Genomic DNA, 18604 nt, shown 5'->3' with positions numbered 1-18604 from the left:
CGGAGGTGGCCCACTGAGCGGCGATGAAAAGCGTTGGGCCGCAATGGTTGTCACGGTTTGCGCTCGATTGGTTCAGGTCAGCAGGGCCGCGTAACATTGACATCTGTTGCTTCGCAGCGCGCCCTGCACAGGGTGTGACGTGCGAAGTGGCCGCCCCCATCGTCAACGACAGAACGAAGGGAACGACCGTGCGTACGTTCACCCCCAACCAGGAGTCGGCTCAGGCCGACCGCGCCTGGCACGTCATCGACGCCACCGACGTCGTTCTGGGTCGCCTCGCGTCCCAGACCGCGGCGCTGCTGCGCGGCAAGCACAAGCCGACGTTTGCTCCGCACATCGACACCGGTGACTTCGTCATCATCATCAACGCCGACAAGGTTGCCCTCACCGGCGCCAAGATCGAGAAGAAGAAGGCCTACCGCCACTCCGGTTTCCCGGGTGGTCTGACGGCGACTTCCTACACCGAGCTCATGGCGAAGGACCCGGAGAAGGCCGTCGAGAAGGCCGTCCGAGGCATGCTGCCCAAGACGAAGCTGGGCCGCGCCCAGATCGCCAAGCTCAAGGTGTACCGCGGTGCCGAGCACCCGCACGCCGCGCAGCAGCCCAAGCCGTTCGAGATCACCCAGGTCGCGCAGTAATCGCGCCTGCCAAGAATTCTTAGGAGAAACGTGGCAGACCAGAATGTCGAGCTCGACGCCCTCGAGACGGACGAGCCGCAGCTGACGGAGTACACGAGCGAGTCGACCGGCCCGGTCGGCGAGGACGGCGAGGTTCGTCGTCCGTCCGCATCCGCACCGGGTGCGGCCACGGGCCGTCGCAAGCAGGCCATCGCCCGCGTGCGCATCGTCCCGGGCACGGGTGAGTGGAAGATCAACGGCCGCTCGCTCGAGGAGTACTTCCCGAACAAGGTGCACCAGCAGATCGTCAACGAGCCCCTCGTTGCCCTCGAGCTGAACGGCGCGTACGACGTCCTCGTGCGCGTGCACGGCGGTGGCCCCTCGGGCCAGGCCGGTGCTGTTCGCCTCGGTGTCGCTCGTTCGCTGAACGGCGTCGACGAGGAGCTGAACCGTCCGGTGCTCAAGAAGGCCGGCTTCCTCACGCGTGACGCACGCGTGCCGGAGCGCAAGAAGGCCGGTCTCAAGAAGGCCCGCAAGGCTTCGCAGTTCAGCAAGCGCTGATCCACGCGCTGCACTGCTCGAATCGCTCCGTATCCGGCCCATGCGCCGGGTGCGGAGCGATTCGCGTACCGCCGCGTATTGTGGAGAGAGATTCCGAAGACCTCAGGAGGGGCACATGGGCCGCATGTTCGGCACTGACGGTGTGCGTGGCGTCGCCAACCAGGACGTCACGGCAGAGCTCGCACTCGGGCTGTCCGTCGCAGCAGCACGGGTACTCGTCGAGGCCGGGGAGGTCTCGGCCGATCACGAGCGTCCCGTCGCCGTCGTCGGACGCGACCCGCGCGCGTCGGGGGAGTTCCTCGGTGCGGCCACCGTCGCCGGGCTCGCAAGCGCGGGCGTCGACGTCTACGACGCGGGCGTGCTGCCGACGCCGGCCATCGCCTACCTGACGGCGACGATGAACGCCGACCTCGGCGCGATGCTGTCCGCCTCGCACAACGCGATGCCCGACAACGGCATCAAGTTCTTCAGCCGCGGCGGCCACAAGCTGCCCGACGCGCTCGAGGACGCGATCGAGGCGCACCTGCATGAGGAATACGAGCGTCCGACGGGTGCGTCGGTCGGTCGTGTGCATTCCTACGCCGAGGGCGGTGAGAAGTACATCGGTCACCTGCTCGGGGCGCTTCCGCACCGCCTCGAGGGCCTCAAGATCGTCGTCGACTGCGCGCACGGCGCGGCCTCCGTCGTCGGGCCCGAGGTGTTTCGCCGCGCGGGCGCGGACGTCGTCGTCATCGGTGCGACGCCGGACGGGCTCAACATCAACGACGGCTACGGCTCGACGCACCTGGAGAAGCTGCAGGAGGCGGTCGTCGCGAATGGAGCCGACTTCGGTGTGGCCTTCGACGGTGACGCGGACCGCTGCCTCGCCGTCGACGGAACGGGTGAGGTGGTCGACGGTGACCAGATCATGGCGATCCTCGCGCTCGACCTCAAGGAGCGCGGCGTGCTCGCCGAGGACACGCTCGTCGCGACGGTCATGAGTAACCTCGGCATGATCAAGGCGATGGAGCGCGAGGGCATCACCGTCAAGCAGACCGGTGTCGGCGACCGCTACGTGCTCGAGGAGATGCGCCGCGGGTCGTACTCGCTCGGGGGCGAACAGTCCGGGCACGTCATCGCACTCGACCACGGCACGACCGGTGATGGCGTGCTCACCGGCCTGCTCCTCGCTGCGCGCGTGGCCTCGAGTGGGCGCTCGCTCGCCCAGCTCGGCGCCGTCATGCAGCGGATGCCGCAGAAGCTCATCAACGTCAAGGGCGTCGACAAGTCGGCCGTCGATTCGCACGAGGGCGTCCAGGCCGCTGTGCGCGCCGCCGAGAGCGACCTCGCCGGCGCCGGGCGCGTGCTGCTGCGCAAGTCGGGCACCGAACCGGTCGTGCGCGTCATGGTCGAGGCCGACACCGCCGAACGCGCGCACGCCGTCGCCTCGCACCTCGCCGACGTCGTCAAGCGCGAGCTGTCGATGGACTGAACTGCCGGCTACGCGCTTTCGTCCTGCGCCCAGATGCACCGGGTGCATCTGGGCGCAGTCGTCTGCCTCCCAGTCGTGTGGTGGCCCGGCGAGCTATCGACGGGAGCTGACGAACAGCGCCGACGGCCGTCACGCGTGCGGGGTGTGTCACAGTGGCAGGCATGAGCCTGCCAGCCGCCCAGCCGAGTCGACGCAGCGACGTCGAGCCGTTCCACGTCATGGAGGTGCTCGCCGCGGCAGCGGAACGTCAGCGCACACGTGGCGACGTCATCAGCCTGTGCGCCGGCCAGCCCTCGACGGGCGCGCCCCGTGCAGCCCGGGAGGCGGCCGTCGCGGCGATCGAGGCCGATGCGCTCGGGTACACCGAGACGGTCGGCATCCGGCCGCTGCGTGAGGCGATCGCCGCGTATCACCGCGACCTCGGCGTCGACGACGTGAGTGCTGACGACGTCGTCGTCACGACCGGGTCGTCGGGCGCGTTCACGCTGCTGTTCCTCGCTGCGTTCGACGGCGGCGACGAGGTGTGGATGACCCGCCCGGGCTACCCCGCCTACCGCAACACGCTGCGGGCGCTGGGGACGTCCGTCGTGGAGCTCGCGTGCGGCGCCGAGGTGCGCTACCAACCCACCGTCGCGATGCTCGAGGCGGAACGTGCCGCGCGCGGCGCCGCGCCGAAGGGGCTCGTCGTCGCGAGCCCCGCCAACCCGACGGGCACGATCATCGACGCGGACGAACTCGCAGCTATCGCGCGCTGGTGCGACGCACACGGCGTGCTGCTCGTCAGCGACGAGATCTACCACGGCATCTCGTTCGGGCGCGCGACGTCGAGCGCGTGGCAGACGTCGCGCCAGGGCGCCGTCATCGGTTCGGTGTCGAAGTTCTTCTCGATGACGGGTTGGCGCGTCGGGTGGATGCTCGTGCCCGCGCACCTGCGCCGACGCGTCGCCATTCTCGCCTCGAATCTCACGATCTGCCCGCCGGCCGTGTCACAGCATGCGGCGCTCGCGGCCCTCGGCGAGGCGGCACGCGGTGAGCTGGAGGAGCACGTCGAGACGTACCGGCGCAATCGTGAGTTGGTGCAGCGGCGCCTTCCCGAGATCGGGGTGACGACCTACGCGCCACCGGACGGCGCGTTCTACGCCTGGTGCGACGTCGCGCACCTCACCGACGACTCCGCGCGCTGGTGCGCCGACGTGCTCGCCGCGACGGGCGTCGCCATCACGCCAGGGGTCGACTTCGACCCCGCCGACGGGCACCGGTTCATGCGGATGAGCCTCGCCGTCGCGAGCGATGAGCTCGACGAGGCGTTCGACCGGATGGTGAGGTTCGTCGATAGCTCGTCATGACGCTGTGACGTCCTGCGGTTCACCAGTCGTGCCGGCTACGTCAGACGGCCCCGGTCGCTCGGGCCCTACTGTTCGTGGGATGCACGTCGGCGCGTCAGGAACCCCCCTGGTCTCCTGACGCGCCGACGCGCGGTCTCGACGCTCAGATGAGCCCGAGGGCTCGGACGGCGTCTCGCTCACTCGCGAGTTCGGCGACGCTCGCATCGATGCGGGCGCGGCTGAACTCGTCGATCGTCAGGTCCGGCACGATGCGCCAGGCGCGGTCACGCACCGTCACGGGGAAGCTTGACACGAGGCCCTCGGGGACCCCGTAGGAGCCGTCCGACGGAACGGCCATCGAGACCATCGCCTCGGTGCCGAGCGCCCAGTCGCGCGCGTGATCGATGGTTGCGCTCGCCGCGCTCGCGGCCGAGGACGCTCCGCGCGCCTCGATGATCGCGGCACCGCGCTTGGCGACGGTGGGAATGAAGACGTCGTTGAGCCAGGCGTCGTCGCCCACCTCGAGGCGCGCGGCACGGCCATGGACCGTCGCGTGCGTGACGTCCGGGTACTGCGTCGCGCTGTGGTTGCCCCAGATGATGACGTCGTGGATGTCGGTGACGCTCGCACCCGTCTTCGTGGCGAGCTGCGCGACGGCGCGGTTCTGGTCGAGGCGCGTCAGCGCGCTGAAGCGCTCGTTCGGGATGTCCCGCGCGGCGTGCATCGCGATGAGGCAGTTCGTGTTCGCGGGGTTGCCGGTGACGGTGACCTGCACGTCATCGGACGCCGCGTCGTTGAGCGCCTCACCCTGCGGGCCGAAGATCCGGCCGTTGACCTCGAGCAGATCACCGCGTTCCATGCCCGGGCCGCGCGGCTTAGCCCCGACGAGCAACGCGTGGGAGACGCCGTCGAACATGCGGCGCGCGTCGGAGCCGGTCTCCATGCCCGCGAGCAACGGGAACGCGCAGTCCTGCAGTTCCATGACGGTGCCCTCGAGCGCGCCGAGCGCCTCGTCGACCTCGAGCAGGCGCAGCTCCACCGGCTGATCGGGCCCGAGCAGCTCACCCGCCGCGATGCGGAACAGGAGGCTGTATCCGATGGCACCTGCAGCTCCGCTGACGGCGACGCGGACGGCGGGCTTGGGCATGACGGCTCATTTCGTCGGCGGGTTCTCGGACGAGACCTCGGGTCACCACTGACGGTAGGCCGAGCCGGCCCGCCGCGTCAGGGCCGAACGTCCCTGCGGGCCCGCCCGAGGCCCCCGAGTGTGCGAGTGGCCCGGGAGGGGCGCACAGCAGCCTGTGCGTGCCGCGACATCAGGCGTGCCGCCACTCGCTGGGGGACGGCGGCACGGTGACAGCGTCGGACGATCAGGCCGTGATGTCACCCAGGGTGCCGACGACGTGCGCCTCGCCCTCACCGATGTCGTAGTGCACGGCGACGACGGCGAGCCGGCCGGCGTCGATGCGATCACGGATCAGCTGACTGCGCTGGGGGAGGAGCTCGCTCGTCGCCCGGGCATGCTCGGCCTCGAACTGCTCGCCGGTCGTCAGCCCGTGCTTGCGCCCGTGCAGGATCGACGGCATGACGCGCTCGATGATCGTGTGGAGGTATCCCGGCGGCATGTCGCCGGTCTCCTCGGCGGCGAGCGTCGCGTTGATGGCGCCGCAGCTCTTGTGCGCGAGCACGACGACGAGCGGTGCGCGCAGCACCTCGGTGCCGAACTCGATCGAGCCGAGCACGCTGGGGTCGAGCACGTGGCCCGCGGTGCGCACGACGAACAGATCGCCGAGGCCCTGGTCGAAGATCATCTCGGCTGGCACGCGGGAGTCGCCGCACCCGAAGATGACGGCCTGGGGTGCCTGCCCGGCGACGAGCTCGCGCCGGCGCTCGCCGTCACTGTGCGGGCGCTGCGTCGTGCCGGAGACGAAGCGTCGGTTGCCCTCGACGAGGGTGTCCCAGGCCTGCTGCGGCGTGAGGGTGCTGCTCATGGTGGCTCCTTGGTGATGTCGCCGACGCCGTCAGCTCAGGCCGGGGCGGGTGGTGATGGTCATGGCGGTGGGCTTCGCGGTGGCCGCGAAGAAGTCGTCGCCCTTGTCGTCGACGACGATGAAGGCGGGGAAGTTCTCGACCTCGATCTTCCAGACGGCCTCCATGCCGAGCTCAGGGTGCTCGAGCACTTCGACCTTCGTGATGCAGTCCTGCGCGAGGCGAGCCGCGGGGCCACCGATCGAGCCGAGGTAGAAACCGCCGTGCGCCTTGCACGCCTCGGTCACCTGGGCGCTGCGGTTTCCCTTGGCGAGCATCACCATCGAGCCGCCGGCGGCCTGGAACTGCTTGACGTACGAATCCATGCGGCCGGCCGTCGTCGGCCCGAACGAACCGGACGCCATGCCCTCCGGCGTCTTCGCGGGGCCTGCGTAGTAGACCGGGTGGTTCTTTAGGTAGTCGGGCATCTCCTCACCCGCGTCGAGGCGCTCCTTGATCTTGGCGTGCGCGATGTCGCGCGCGACGACGAGCGTGCCGGTCAACGACAGGCGCGTCTTGACGGGGTGCTTTGTCAGCTCGGCCAGGATCTCGGGCATCGGGCGGCTCAGGTCGATGTCGACGGCGGCGCCCTTGCCGGTCGAGCCCGCGCCGATTGCCGCGTCGCCGCTCTCGATGAGGTGCGCCTCGGTGACGTCGGGCAGGAACTGCGCCGGGTCGGTCTCGAGTTGCTCGATGAAGACGCCCTCGGGCGTGATCTTCGCGAGGCACTGACGGTCGGCCGAGCAGCTGACGGCGATGGCCACCGGAAGCGACGCACCGTGACGCGGCAGGCGCACGACGCGTACGTCGTGGCAGAAGTACTTGCCGCCGAACTGGGCGCCGATACCGAAGTTACGGGTGAGCTCGAGGATCTCCTCCTCGAGCTGCGGGTCGCGGAAGCCGTGACCCGTGGCCGCGTCTCCGGACGTGGGCAGTTCGTCGAGGTACTTGGCGCTCGCGTACTTGGCGGTCTTGAGCGCGAACTCGGCGCTCGTGCCGCCGATGACGACGGCGAGGTGGTAGGGCGGGCACGCGGCCGTGCCGAGGCTGCGCAGCTTCTCGTCGAGGAACTCGAGCATGCGCTTCGGATTCAGGATCGCCTTCGTCTCCTGGTAGAGGAACGACTTGTTCGCGCTGCCGCCGCCCTTGGCCATGAAGAGGAACTTGTAGGTTGTCTCGTGCCCCGGCTGGCTGTCGGCGTAAACCTCGATCTGTGCGGGCAGGTTGGAGCCGGTGTTCTTCTCGTCCCACATCGTCACCGGAGCCATCTGGCTGTAGCGCAGGTTGAGCTCGGTGTACGCGTCGAAGATGCCCTTCGACAGTGCCTCTTCGTCGGGCGCCGACGGGCTGTCGACGAGCACCTGCGAGCCCTTCTTGCCCATGACGATGGCGGTGCCGGTGTCCTGGCACATCGGCAGCACGCCCGCGGCCGCGATGTTCGCGTTCTTCAGCAGGTCGAGTGCGACGAACTTGTCGTTGTTGCTCGCCTCGGGGTCGTCGAGGATGCGGCGCAGCTGGGCGAGGTGAGCGGGGCGCAGGTAGTGGGCGATGTCGTGCATCGCCGTCTTCGCGAGCAGTTCGAGGGCGCTCGGGTCGATCTCGAGGAAGGTTCGTCCGCCGGGGCCCTCGACGGTTCGGACGCTCTCGTCGGTGAGCTTGCGATAGGTCGTCGTGTCCTCGCCGATCGGAAGGAGGTCCGAATACGCGAAATCTGCCATGCGCGGAGCCTATCGGAGCGGTCGTCGTGTCCCCGGTGCGCCGCCATCCCGAATGCCGTCGTCGCGAGGGCGCGCCGAGGGCGGACATCTGTCCACAACTCACCCCTTGGAGGGTGACTGTTCGACCCTTATCGCCGCTCGCATAACGGGCCGGTTGCTTCTGCGTAACCGTTTGGTCTCGGTGCTCACCTGACTATGGCGATCGTCACATGAGCAGGTGATCATGAAACGTCAATCATCAAGGATGGAGCGGTGTTCATGAACACATCCAAGTCTCGCCGACGGGTAGCCGTCGCAGCATCGATGGCGATGCTCGCGACGGGCGTGCTCGCCGGTTGCGGCGGGGACAGCGGCGGGGGCAGCACGCCCACGCTGACCTGGTACATCAACCCTGACGTCGGTAACTCCGACGCCAGCAAGGGTGGCCAGGCCACGTTGGCCGCTAACTGCACGAAGAACTCGGGCGGCAAGTACAAGATCAAGGTCGAACTGCTGCCGAACTCGGCCTCGGATCAGCGCACGCAGCTGCTTCGTCGTCTCGCGGCGGGTGACAGCTCCATGGACATCATGAGCGCCGACCCCGCCTTCGTCACGGAGTTCGCGGCCGCGGGTTACCTCGCGCCGATTCCGGCCGGGATGGAGAAGAACTTCACCGAGGACCGTGTGCAGAGCTCCATCGACGCCTCGATGTACAAGGGCAAGCTGACGTCGGTTCCGTTCTGGGCCAACACCCAGCTGCTCTGGTACAAGAAGTCCGTCGCCCAGAAGGCCGGCCTCGACATGAGCAAGCCCGTCACCTGGGACCAGCTCGTCAGCGCCGCGCAGAAGACGAACACCAAGGTCGGTGTCCAGGCCAAGCTCTACGAGGGCTATGCGGTGTGGATCAATGCGCTCGTCGCGGGTGCCGGTGGCAAGCTCGTCGAGAACCCCAGCGCCACGTACGAGAACATCAAGCTCGGTCTCGACTCCGAGGCGGGCAAGAAGGCCGCCACGATCATCAACAAGGTCACCACGAGCGGCGTGGGTGGCCCGGCCGTCGGCTCTTCCGACGAAACGGCCTCGCTGACGCTCTTCCAGGCACCCAACGGTGGCTTCCTCGTGAACTGGCCGTACACCTACGGCGCGTACACGGGTGACAAGAAGGACGTTGCCGCGGCGATCTACCCGCGCACGGTAGCGGACAAGGACTCCGCGCCGCCGTTCGGTGGAATCCAGCTCTCGGTCGGCAAGAACTCCAAGCACACGGACCTCGCCTACCAGGCCATCGACTGCATCACGAACCAGGAGAACACCACGGCTTACATGGTGGCCTCGGGCAACCCGAGCAGCCGCAAGAAGTCGTACGACGACGCCAAGGTGAAGGAGGCCTTCCCGAACGGGATCGCCGCCCAGATCCGCACGTCGCTCGACAAGGCCGTCCCGCGTCCGCTCTCGCCTTACTGGGGTGACATCTCCGGTGCCCTTCAGCTGAAGTTCTCGCCGCCCAGCGCCGTCAACCAGCAGACCCCGGCCACGGCTCAGAAGTACATCCTTGACGTTCTGAAGGGGAAGGCACTGCTGTGAGTTCCGCTGCTGTAGACACCAAGAAGTCGGCCGCAGCCGACTCGGGAAAGCCCAAGAAGGCGCGCCTTTCCGACCGCGCGAAGGCCGAGCGCAATCTCGGCTGGAAGCTCGCGGGCCCGGCGTTCGTCGTCATGGTTCTCGTGACGATGTACCCGATCCTCAACGCGCTGTACCTGTCGTTCTTCAAGTACCGTCTCACCGACCCGGCGGGAAAGAAGTTCGTCGGTCTGCAGAACTACGTCTCCGCTTTCAAGGACTCGCTGTTCTGGGAGGCCATGTGGACGACGCTCATCATCACGCTCGTGACGGTCGTCGTCGAGCTGATCCTCGGCTTCGCCATCGCGATGCTGATGAACAAGATCGTCATGCCGCGTCGCACGCTGCGCACCGTCGTCCTGCTGCCGTACGCGATCATCACGGTCGTCTCCGCGTTCGCGTGGAAGTTCGGCTTCGACGTCTCGACGGGCTTCGTCAACCACTGGCTGCACACGCTGTCGTTCGGTAGCTTCCCGCTCGACTACGACTGGTTCGGCGACCGCTGGAGCGCGCTGTTCGTCATCTGCCTGTCGGAGATCTGGAAGACGACGCCGTTCATGTCCCTGCTGCTCCTCACGGGTCTCGCCCAGGTCGACTCCTCCATGGAGGAAGCGGCCAAGGTCGACGGCGCCACGTGGTGGCAGCGCCTCACGAAGGTGATCCTGCCGAACATGAAGGCCGCCATCATGGTCGCCCTGCTGTTCCGCACGCTCGACGCCTTCCGCATCTTCGACAACCCGTACGTCATGACCGGCGGTGCCAACAAGACGACGTCCCTGTCGATGCTCGTCTCGCGTGAAGCCATCGACCGAGTGGAGATCGGCATGGGCTCGGCCCTCGCCGTCATCCTCTTCCTCTGCGTGCTCATCATCGCGGCGATCTTCGTCAAGGGCTTCAAGGTCGACCTGGCCGCTGGGAGGAACAACTGATGGATACCAACGTCTCCAACAAGGCCAAGTGGGGAATGCTCGGCTTCGCCATTCCCGTCATGATCTGGACGCTGCTGCCGCTCGTGTGGATCTTCGCCCTGTCGCTCAAGAGCGACAAGGCCCTGACCGACACGACGGGCAAGGAGAACACCTTCGGTAACTTCTTCCCGACGAACCCGAGCTTCGAGAACTACGAGCTGATCCTCAAGGGCGGTGCGTCCGACCTGTTCATGCCGGCGCTGCGCAACTCGATCATCGTCTCGCTGCTCGCCACGGTCATCTCGGTCATCCTTGCGACGTTCTGTGCGTACGCGATCGCCCGCCTGGACTTCCCGGGCAAGAAGGTCATCCTCACGATGGCCCTCGCGGTCTCGTTCTTCCCGGTCATCGCCATGGTGACGCCGCTGTTCAACATGTGGCGTCAGATCGGCCTGTTCGACACGATCCCCGGCCTCGTCATTCCGTACCTCGCGCTGACGCTGCCGCTGTCGATCTGGACGCTCTCGGCGTTCTTCCAGCAGATCCCGTGGGAGATGGAGCAGGCGGCTCAGGTCGACGGCGCCTCCTCGTGGGAAGCGTTCCGCAAGGTCATCGCTCCGCTGGCCGGCCCGGGCGTCTTCACGACGGCGATCATCACGTTCTTCACGGCGTGGAACGACTTCGTCTTCGCCATCTCGCTGACCTCTGGCAACGCCCGCACGGTTCCCGCCGCGCTGAGCTTCTTCACCGGTGCCAGCCAGTTCACGCAGCCGACCGGCGCCATCGCCGCGGCGGCCGTCATCGTGACGATCCCCGTCATCATCCTCGTCCTGATCTTCCAGCGTCGGATCGTCTCCGGCCTCACGTCCGGCGCCGTCAAGGGCTGACGCCCGGCCCTCTTAGGAGAGACAGAAAATGTCAAGCATTCAGCTCAAGAACATCGTCAAGAAGTACGGCGACGGCTTCCCGGCCGTGAACGACGTCAGCCTCGACATCGCCGACGGCGAGTTCATGATCCTCGTCGGTCCGTCCGGCTGTGGTAAGTCCACCCTGCTGCGCATGGTCGTCGGCCTCGAGGACATCACCTCCGGTGACCTCGAGATCAACGGCAAGCGCGTCAACGACCTGGCCCCGCGCGACCGCAACCTCGCTATGGTGTTCCAGAACTACGCCCTCTACCCGCACCTGACGGTCTTCGAGAACATCGCGTTCCCGCTGCGCCTTTCGAAGGGCACGCACTCCGAGGACGAGATCCAGCGCAAGGTGCGCGAGGCGAGCAAGATGCTCGAGCTCGACGACCACCTCGACCGCAAGCCGGGCAACCTCTCCGGTGGTCAGCGTCAGCGAGTCGCCATGGGCCGCGCCATCGTCCGTGAGGCCGAAGCGTTCCTCTTCGACGAGCCGCTGTCGAACCTCGACGCCAAGCTGCGTGGCCAGATGCGTACCGAGATCGCTCGCATGCAGCGTCGCCTCGGCATCACGACGATCTACGTCACCCACGACCAGACCGAGGCCATGACGCTGGGTGACCGCGTCGCCGTCCTCAAGAAGGGCGTCCTGCAGCAGTGCGCGAGCCCACGTGAGCTGTACGAACAGCCCGTCAACCTCTTCGTCGCCGGCTTCATCGGCTCCCCGCCGATGAACTTCGTCCCGGCTCGCGTCGAGGGCGACCAGCTGCGTCTGCCCTTCGTCTCGGTTCCGATGACGCCGCAGCTCGCTGCCGACGTCAAGGGCAAGGACGTCGTCATCGTCGGTATCCGCCCCGAGTACATCAAGGACGCCGAGGTCAACCCGGTCTCCGGCGGTGCCACGTTCCGTGCGCTCGTCGACCAGACGGAGTGGCTGGGTAACGAGCAGTACGCCTACATCCCGTTCGAGCAGGACGCTTCGGTCCAGGGCCACCTCGACAACCTCGAGAAGGAGCTCGACGGCGAAGGCGCTCGCAGCCAGATCGTCGTCAACCTCGACGCTCGCTCGCAGATCTTCGAGGGTGACGAGGTCGAGTTCGCGTTCGACCCGGCACACATGCACGTCTTCGACCCGGAGTCGGGCCACAACTACACGCGCAACGAGGAGAAGGCGGCTCGCATCGCCGAGGCCTCGGAGAAGCAGCGCAAGGCTGCTCTCAAGCGCGCGCAGGAGCGTGACGCCAAGGGCGCCATCTCGCGTGGCAACGACGTCGCCTGAGTGGTGAACGCCGATCGCCTGATCCACTGACGAGGGCCGCATCCTCCCGAAGGGGAGGGTGCGGCCCTCGTCATGCCCGGTTGTGGCTCGGGGCGATCAGCCGGCGATCGGGTTGGCGATCTCTCCTGTCTTGATGAGCGAGCCGACGGTGTCGTCGAGGCTCACCATCTCGAGCGGGTTGCGCAGCTGGAGTCGGTTGAGGCAGCTGCGGGCGAACGACGGCGCTCGCAGCGGCAGCGACGTGGGGTACTCGGGGTGCTCACGCTCGTACGTGGCGACGACGTCGCTCACCTCGTTCCAGAATTCGACCTCGGTGAGCAGCCCGTCCTCGACGAGGATCGGCGCGAGGAAGCGCAGGAATCCGTCGAAGACGTCGGTGAAGAGCCCGAGCGCGATGTCGGCGCTGCTTGCCTCGACGACGATGCGGCGGATCTCCGCGGGGAGAGCCTGGACGCGCTCGGGTGAGGTGCCGTCGTCCATGAGGCCGACCTCCTCGCCGATGTCCTTGAGGAAGGCGCCGACGACGCGGTGATCGCGAAGACGCAGGATGATGTTCTCGCCGTGCGGGATGAACGCCAGTCGGCGCGCCGACAGCATGTGCACGACCGGCAGGACGTACGCGTCGAGGTATCCACGCAGCCACTCGCGTGCCTTGAGGCCCGACGCTTCGACGAGTTCGGTGACGAACGCCCGCCCGTGCGGATCGCGGTGGAGCAGCGCCGCCATCGTCATGGCCTGCTCTCCCTCGGGGGTGCGGGAGGCAGCGGACTCGCGCCACAGCCCCGCGATCATCTTCGTCTGCGGGCCGGTGAGGTTCTCTCGGTGGAAGACGTCGCCGGTGTAGCCGATGGCGGCGAACTCGGTGAGGACGTCGAAACCGGCTGCTTCGAGCGTGGCGTCATGGCGGACGATGCGCGCGACGTAGTCGTTGATCGCAGGCGTCGCGCGCATGTAGGCGGGTGACAGCCCACGGACGAACCCCATGTTGCGCACTGCCAGGGCAGTCTTCACGTAGGGACGGGCCGGGTCGTCGACGTTCGTCCAGGTTCGGATCGACTGGCAGGCGCGGTGGTTGTCCGTGTCCTCGCCGAGCAGGACGATGCGCCGACGCGCCACGTCCTCGGCGAAGGTCGTCCGGACCCGCTCGCTCCACTGCCACGGGTGCAAAGGCATGACCCGGTGGGTGCTCGGCTCCACGCCAACCTCCCGCATGCGCTCCTGCAGACGCTCGTACTGCGCGTCACCGAGCGCGAGACGGTAAGCGCGCTCCTCGTCGAGCTGATCGCTGTGCGACAGGTGTGAGACGTCCTTCGGTACGGCAGCCCACAGCGGCCGCACGTCCGCTCCGGCCTCGGGGGAGTAGGCCGCGAGGTCGTCGGCGGAGAAGCCGATGCGCCCGTTCGTCGCGACGAAGCACGGGTGGCCCTCGGCCATGGCCGCCTCGACGACGTGGGCGGGGGCATCGAGCAGGTCCGCGCTCGTCGGACGCGACGGGTCGCTCGTGCGCACGCGGTGAGCGACGGTTGAGGAGAGTTCCTCGAGATAGGTGGTGAGCAGGTCTCCGTCGAGGGTCAGAGCGTCGCGCAGGTCGAGGACGAGCGTCGTGGCGCTCGCCGGGCCGATGCGCCCGTCGAGGGTGCGGCGTTCGATGCTGCGCGGGTCGACGTGCCAGTGCTCGAGCGCGTAGCGCCGCGCGCGGAAGTACCAGTCGACGGCTTGCCGGTCGTCACTCGCGGGGATGCGGAGGGCGTAGGCGCCGGATTCGAGCGGCTCTGGAGTGATGAGCAGCTCGTGGGCGAACTCGCCGATCGCCTTGGCTGTGACGAGGCGTTCGGCTTCGTCCCACGCACGGTTCGTCGGGGAGCACGCGCGGGTGAACGCGTCGCGGGTGCAGACGCTGAACGCAGCCCGCTTGTCGGGAAGCTGAACGTCGGCCACGCGCTCGAACCCGACTTCGGCGTTCTTCGCGTGGACGGCGGTGTTGCGCACATCGGGTTCGACGACGATGCGGTCGGCGCCGCGGGAGAAGCAGAACCCGACGACGGCTTCCATGACGGCGCTCGTCAGGCCGCGGCGTGTTTCACCCTCCGGCGGGGCGACGAGCAGGTGTATGCCGAGGTCACCGTCACGCACATCGGCGCCGACTGCCGGGTCGGAGAGGGGGTGGTGCGCGGGATCGTACGTCTCGACGAGAACGATCGGCATGCCGTCGATCTCTCCGATCCAGGCGTCCTCGTGCGGGGATTCGGCGGTGCGGCGGTAGCCGGCAGCAACGTCGTCACGCGTGGCCTCCTGCATGTCCCAGAAGTGCGAGCGCGGGTGAGTCAGCCAGCTGTGCACGAGCGGGACGTCCCGCTCGACGTCGAGTGGCCTGAAGTCGACGTCCTGGGCGCGGACGCTCTTGCCGGCGTGGCGGTTGGGGCTGGTCTGGGTGTCAGTCATGGAGCGGACCGAACGTCTGGAACGCGATGCGCTCTTCGACGCGGTATGCCTCCCGTCCGAGGATGCGGTTGAGGATGACGCTGTTGCGGTGGGCACCCATGCCGAGGTCGGGCGCGGTGAGCGAGTGGGTGTGCTCCTCCCCGTTCTGGACGAAGATGCGCCCGCGGCCGTCGTCGAGCGTGAAGTCGCGGGTGACGGCGGGGCGACCCCGCTCGTCGAGCTGTACGTTCGGCAGGCCCTCGACGAGGGAGTCAACACGGGAGGCGTAGCCCGTGGCCGCGACGATGCGCTCGCTCGTGAGCGTCGAGGTCTCGTCGGTGTCGAGGTGGCGAAGCTGAAGGAGCTGGCCGTCCGCTGTCGTCTCGGCGGCGACGACCTCCTGTGCGGTGCCGAGCCGGGCCGGCACGCGTCCGTGCAGCGACGCCTCGTAGAGCGTGTCGTAGATGGCGTCGATGAGGTCACCGCTGATGCCCTTGAACAGGTTGCGCTGATCGCGCCCCAGAGCGTCACGACGAGCGCTGGGCAACGCGTGGAAGTGGTCGACGTAGTCGGGCGACGTCATCTCCAGCGTCAGCTTCGTGTACTCCATCGGGAAGAAGCGCGGAGACCGTGTCACCCACGTGAGGTCGCCGGGAGCGTCCTCACCGCGCCGCACGAGCAGGTCGTGGAAGACCTCCGCGGCACTCTGGCCACTGCCGACGATGGTGACGCGTTCGGTTTCGGCGAGCTCGTCGCGGTGGTCGAGATACTCGGCGGTGTGAATCACGCCGTCGAGGTCGGCCAGTGATTCCGGCACGTGCGGCGCGGTGCCGACACCGAGGACGAGATGCCTTCCGTAGCGGGTGACCTGAGTGCCGTCGGCGAGAGTGCAACGGGCCTCGAAGGCGTCGCGTCCTTCGTCGTAGGTCACGCGATCGACGTGGTGCCCGAACTCGACGGACTCGAGCTCGCTCGCGACCCAACGGCAGTAGGCGTCGTACTCGGCGCGCAGCGGGTAGAACGACTCACGGATGTAGAAGGGGTAGAGCCTCTCGTGGTGCTTGAGGTAGTTGAGGAACGACCAGCGCGACGTGGGGTCGGCCATCGTCACGAGATCGGCCATGAACGGAACCTGGATCGTGGCGCCCTCGAGCATCATGCCGGGGTGCCAGGAGAACTCGTCGCGTGCCTCGAGGACGGCGACGTCGAGGTCAAGTGGTTCCGCAAGGGCCGCGAGGCCGAGGTTGAACGGTCCGCAGCCGACCGCGAGGACGTCGTGAACCGTGCTCATGCGCTCACCTCCGCACTCAGGTCACCGGCCAGGAGGTGGCCGGTGCGCACGACGTCGTCGAACGTCGCGCGCAGATCGGCCGCGTCGGCCATCGGGTTGAGCAGCGTGAGCTTGAGCCACGTCTCACCGCCCCAGCGGGTGCGGGCGATGACCGTGCGGCCCTCCATGAAGAGGGTCTCGCGGATGGCGTCATTGACGTCGTCGCGCTGTTCGAGGTCGACGGCCGTGAAGCGGAAGAGCAGCATGTGGGTCGACGGGCGCTCGAAGACCTCGAGATCGGGCATTGCCTCCGCGATCGTGTGGGCCTCCTGCGCGAGGTCGAGCGAGGCGTCCAGCCACGATCCGATGGCGTCGGCGCCGTGGGTGCGCAACGTGATCCACGGCTTGAGCGCATCGAAGCGACGCGACGTGGCGAGGCTCTTGTCGACGAGGTTGGGCACACGCGCGTGCTCGGGGTTGAGGTAGTCGGCATTCATGCGCGAGTGCGCGAACATGCGGCGGTCCCGCACGAGCAGGGCGCTCGCGGCCACGGGCTGGTACCACGTCTTGTGGAAGTCGACCGTGACCGAATCAGCGCCACCGATCCCGTCGAGCAGCGAGGAGTGGCGGCTCGACGTCACGAGCGCGCCACCGACGGCGGCATCGACGTGCAGCCACAGCCCGCGTCCGTGCGTGATCTGTGCCAGCGCGGCGAGCGGGTCGACGGCCCCGCGGTCGGTCGTCCCCGCAGTGGCAGAGACGGCCATGACCGTGAGGCCAGCTTTCTCGGCGTCGTCGATGGCGCTCTCCACGCCGTCGGGGCGCAGGCGGCCGCGCTCGTCGGTGGGGCAGTGGACGACGGCGTCGGCTGCGAGGCCGAGGGTTCGGGCGGCCTTCGTCACGCTGAAGTGGGCCTCGGGTGAGGTGAGGATGCGTAGCGCGTCGAGGGGAGTGCCGTCGGCGGTGGAGTGTTCCCGAGCGAGCAGGAGCGCCTGGAGGTTCGACGCCGTGCCGCCGCTCGTGAAGACGCCGTCGGCGAGATCGCCGAGTCCGAGTCGGCCGGCCAGCCACTCGAGCAGATGCGTCTCGATGTGGGTGGCAGCGAGGCTCTGATCCCACGTGTCCACCGACGTGTTGACGCTCGAGGCGATGACGTCGGCCGCGATGGCGGCCGTGGCGACGGGGCAGTTGAGGTGGGCTTGGTAGCGGGCGTCGTGGAACCACACCGCGTGCTCGAGGAAGAGGTCGCGTGATTCCTCCAGTGCCGAACTCAGCTCACCGAGGGGGCGATCGAGGTCGACCTGGCGGACGACGGAGCGCAGGTGAGCCGGTGGCCGTGGTGTGGCCGGGTGGTTCGCCGAGGCCACGGCGTCGGCAACGACGGCCCCTGCTTCGCTGATCGCCTGCTCGTACTCGGGCAAGCTCTTGCCGCTGAAGAGTGCGTTGGGACGCACGGCACCTCCTGAATTAGTTAGGTAAGGCGAACCTAACTAAACCAAAGGGTGGAATGCATCCGTGGGAGGCGCGGGGTGAGAAGTCTCACGACTCGTCGGCGACGACCTCGTGGCGGTGAGGTGGGTTCGAACCGGCGCGCGTCACCGTCGTGGCCGAGGTGAGGAGGGCGCGCTCGAGGGCGGGGCGCACGTCGTCGGCCTGCGCCATCTCGAGGCGGCTACGGGCTTCCGCGCCACCCAGCAGGCCGGCGTCGAGGAGGCCGGAGATGAGACCGGACATGAACGAGTCGCCGGCGCCGACCGTATCGGTGACCTCGACGGAGTGGCCCGCGAACTCGAGCTCCTCGCCGTTGCCCACGACGACGAAGGCGCCGTCGCCACCGCGCGTGATGACGACGAGTCGCGGGCCGAGTTCGGCCCAACCGTGCGCGATCTCGCGCAGGCTACGGTCCGGGTAGATCCACTGTGCGTCCTCGTCGGACGACTTCACGACGTCGATGTGGTGGAAGAACTCCTCGACGCGAACCCGCTCGTCCTCGGGGGACTTCATGAGGGAGGGCCGCACGTTCGGGTCGAACGACGTCGTCGCGGCGCTGCGCGCAGCCTTGAGCGCGTCGAGAACGGAAGCGGCCCCCGGGTCGAGAGAGGCGCCGATCGAGCCGGTGTGGAGGTGTTCGGCGTCGTGCGGAATGCCGGTGACTGGAGGCCACTCGATGGCGAACTCGTACTCTGCGGCACCGTCCTCGCCGAGCGTGGCCTGGGCCGTCGAGGTCGACTCGAGGTCGAAGCTCGACATCGTGACGTCGACGCCCTCGTCCGTGAGTAGGTCACGGATGCGCTCGCCACGTGCGTCGTTGCCCAGGTGCGTGGCAAGCACGGCGGTGTGCCCCAGCCGAGCGAGGCCCACGGCGACGTTGAGCGGGCTGCCGCCGACGTGCTCGGTCACGTCACCGTCGAGTGCGTGGACGACGTCGATGAGTGCCTCGCCGATGACGAGCGTGGTGCGGGTGTTCGGCTGGGACATGCGGCTCCTCGTGGGGGCGTG

At 67.9% G+C, this 18604-nt stretch carries 15 protein-coding genes; 8 read left to right on the top strand and 7 right to left on the bottom strand.

Translation table 11 applies throughout. The annotated features are described in order from the left end of the window. The first annotated feature begins 188 nt into the window (after nucleotides 1-188). From rplM to K9D12_RS03220, 4 genes are all read left to right on the top strand, one after another. Nucleotides 189-638 (top strand): 50S ribosomal protein L13, encoded by a 450-nt coding sequence (gene rplM, locus K9D12_RS03235; RefSeq protein ID WP_223059484.1) that lies wholly within the window; start codon nucleotides 189-191, stop codon nucleotides 636-638. 30 nt (nucleotides 639-668) lie between these two features. After that, nucleotides 669-1178, top strand: a complete 510-nt coding sequence (gene rpsI / locus K9D12_RS03230; protein WP_047310364.1) for a 30S ribosomal protein S9 — start codon at nucleotides 669-671, stop codon at nucleotides 1176-1178. A 115-nt stretch (nucleotides 1179-1293) separates the two neighbouring features. After that, complete coding sequence (glmM, locus tag K9D12_RS03225) at nucleotides 1294-2649, top strand: phosphoglucosamine mutase (RefSeq protein WP_223059483.1); 1356 nt, start codon at nucleotides 1294-1296, stop codon at nucleotides 2647-2649. A gap of 161 nt (nucleotides 2650-2810) precedes the next feature. Further along, nucleotides 2811-3995, top strand: coding sequence for an aminotransferase class I/II-fold pyridoxal phosphate-dependent enzyme (locus K9D12_RS03220; protein WP_223059482.1), 1185 nt, complete (start codon nucleotides 2811-2813; stop codon nucleotides 3993-3995). A gap of 142 nt (nucleotides 3996-4137) precedes the next feature. On the opposite strand, the gene K9D12_RS03215 is transcribed toward K9D12_RS03220, so the two are convergent. From K9D12_RS03215 to K9D12_RS03205, 3 genes are all read right to left on the bottom strand, one after another. Continuing rightward, entirely contained in the window at nucleotides 4138-5121 is a 984-nt protein-coding gene (locus tag K9D12_RS03215; protein WP_187035871.1) for a malate dehydrogenase, read from the bottom strand. A 223-nt stretch (nucleotides 5122-5344) separates the two neighbouring features. After that, entirely contained in the window at nucleotides 5345-5965 is a 621-nt protein-coding gene (locus tag K9D12_RS03210; protein ID WP_006946116.1) for a carbonic anhydrase, read from the bottom strand. Between the two features lie 30 nt (nucleotides 5966-5995). Next, a complete protein-coding gene (locus tag K9D12_RS03205; RefSeq protein ID WP_223059481.1) occupies nucleotides 5996-7720 on the bottom strand; it encodes a fumarate hydratase in 1725 nt (574 codons plus the stop codon). A 258-nt stretch (nucleotides 7721-7978) separates the two neighbouring features. On the opposite strand from K9D12_RS03205, the gene K9D12_RS03200 reads away from it, so the two are divergent. Genes K9D12_RS03200 through K9D12_RS03185 form a run of 4 tightly spaced genes read left to right on the top strand, consistent with a single transcriptional unit; the run spans nucleotide 7979 to nucleotide 12414 of the window. After that, the gene (locus K9D12_RS03200) at nucleotides 7979-9283 is read left to right on the top strand and encodes an extracellular solute-binding protein (protein ID WP_129664316.1); all 1305 of its coding nucleotides are present in this window, start codon (nucleotides 7979-7981) and stop codon (nucleotides 9281-9283) included. Beyond that, the gene (locus tag K9D12_RS03195) at nucleotides 9280-10248 is read left to right on the top strand and encodes a carbohydrate ABC transporter permease (RefSeq protein ID WP_129664318.1); all 969 of its coding nucleotides are present in this window, start codon (nucleotides 9280-9282) and stop codon (nucleotides 10246-10248) included. Before K9D12_RS03200 ends, K9D12_RS03195 begins: the two co-directional genes overlap by 4 nt. Next, a complete protein-coding gene (locus K9D12_RS03190) occupies nucleotides 10248-11114 on the top strand; it encodes a carbohydrate ABC transporter permease (RefSeq protein ID WP_118912221.1) in 867 nt (288 codons plus the stop codon). Before K9D12_RS03195 ends, K9D12_RS03190 begins: the two co-directional genes overlap by 1 nt. Nucleotides 11115-11142: 28 nt before the next feature. After that, complete coding sequence (locus K9D12_RS03185) at nucleotides 11143-12414, top strand: ABC transporter ATP-binding protein (protein WP_187035866.1); 1272 nt, start codon at nucleotides 11143-11145, stop codon at nucleotides 12412-12414. Between the two features lie 96 nt (nucleotides 12415-12510). Here K9D12_RS03185 and K9D12_RS03180 read toward each other — a convergent pair whose 3' ends face one another. The 4 genes from K9D12_RS03180 to K9D12_RS03165 all read right to left on the bottom strand — a co-directional run bounded on the left by K9D12_RS03180 (nucleotide 12511) and on the right by K9D12_RS03165 (nucleotide 18583). Further along, nucleotides 12511-14856, bottom strand: a complete 2346-nt coding sequence (locus K9D12_RS03180; RefSeq protein ID WP_223059480.1) for a GNAT family N-acetyltransferase — start codon at nucleotides 14854-14856, stop codon at nucleotides 12511-12513. Continuing rightward, nucleotides 14849-16126 carry a lysine N(6)-hydroxylase/L-ornithine N(5)-oxygenase family protein gene (locus K9D12_RS03175; RefSeq protein WP_223059479.1) on the bottom strand — a complete coding sequence of 426 codons (1278 nt, stop codon included), beginning with the start codon at nucleotides 16124-16126 and terminating at the stop codon, nucleotides 14849-14851. The genes K9D12_RS03180 and K9D12_RS03175 overlap by 8 nt, the downstream gene beginning before the upstream one ends. After that, nucleotides 16123-17559 (bottom strand): aminotransferase class V-fold PLP-dependent enzyme, encoded by a 1437-nt coding sequence (locus tag K9D12_RS03170; protein WP_223059478.1) that lies wholly within the window; start codon nucleotides 17557-17559, stop codon nucleotides 16123-16125. The genes K9D12_RS03175 and K9D12_RS03170 overlap by 4 nt, the downstream gene beginning before the upstream one ends. 85 nt (nucleotides 17560-17644) lie before the next feature. Beyond that, complete coding sequence (locus K9D12_RS03165; RefSeq protein WP_223059477.1) at nucleotides 17645-18583, bottom strand: carbohydrate kinase; 939 nt, start codon at nucleotides 18581-18583, stop codon at nucleotides 17645-17647. Nucleotides 18584-18604: the final 21 nt, after the last annotated feature.

Source organism: Dermacoccus sp. Tok2021 (assembly GCF_019895135.1).
GTDB classification, from domain to species: Bacteria; Actinomycetota; Actinomycetes; order Actinomycetales; family Dermatophilaceae; genus Dermacoccus; species Dermacoccus abyssi.
Note: the sequence above shows the minus strand (reverse complement) of the source record. Positions and strands in the feature narration are given on the sequence as shown.

What these genes read in the sequence shown, in the direction of transcription:
- K9D12_RS03180 (WP_223059480.1), bottom strand. Translation starts at nt 14,856, where the DNA reads ATGACTGACACCCAGACCAGCCCCAACCGCCACGCCGGCAAGAGCGTC.
- K9D12_RS03205 (WP_223059481.1), bottom strand. Translation starts at nt 7,720, where the DNA reads ATGGCAGATTTCGCGTATTCGGACCTCCTTCCGATCGGCGAGGACACG.
- K9D12_RS03210 (WP_006946116.1), bottom strand. Translation starts at nt 5,965, where the DNA reads ATGAGCAGCACCCTCACGCCGCAGCAGGCCTGGGACACCCTCGTCGAG.
- K9D12_RS03185 (WP_187035866.1), top strand. Translation starts at nt 11,143, where the DNA reads ATGTCAAGCATTCAGCTCAAGAACATCGTCAAGAAGTACGGCGACGGC.
- K9D12_RS03165 (WP_223059477.1), bottom strand. Translation starts at nt 18,583, where the DNA reads ATGTCCCAGCCGAACACCCGCACCACGCTCGTCATCGGCGAGGCACTC.
- K9D12_RS03215 (WP_187035871.1), bottom strand. Translation starts at nt 5,121, where the DNA reads ATGCCCAAGCCCGCCGTCCGCGTCGCCGTCAGCGGAGCTGCAGGTGCC.
- glmM (WP_223059483.1), top strand. Translation starts at nt 1,294, where the DNA reads ATGGGCCGCATGTTCGGCACTGACGGTGTGCGTGGCGTCGCCAACCAG.
- K9D12_RS03220 (WP_223059482.1), top strand. Translation starts at nt 2,811, where the DNA reads ATGAGCCTGCCAGCCGCCCAGCCGAGTCGACGCAGCGACGTCGAGCCG.
- K9D12_RS03175 (WP_223059479.1), bottom strand. Translation starts at nt 16,126, where the DNA reads ATGAGCACGGTTCACGACGTCCTCGCGGTCGGCTGCGGACCGTTCAAC.
- K9D12_RS03190 (WP_118912221.1), top strand. Translation starts at nt 10,248, where the DNA reads ATGGATACCAACGTCTCCAACAAGGCCAAGTGGGGAATGCTCGGCTTC.
- K9D12_RS03200 (WP_129664316.1), top strand. Translation starts at nt 7,979, where the DNA reads ATGAACACATCCAAGTCTCGCCGACGGGTAGCCGTCGCAGCATCGATG.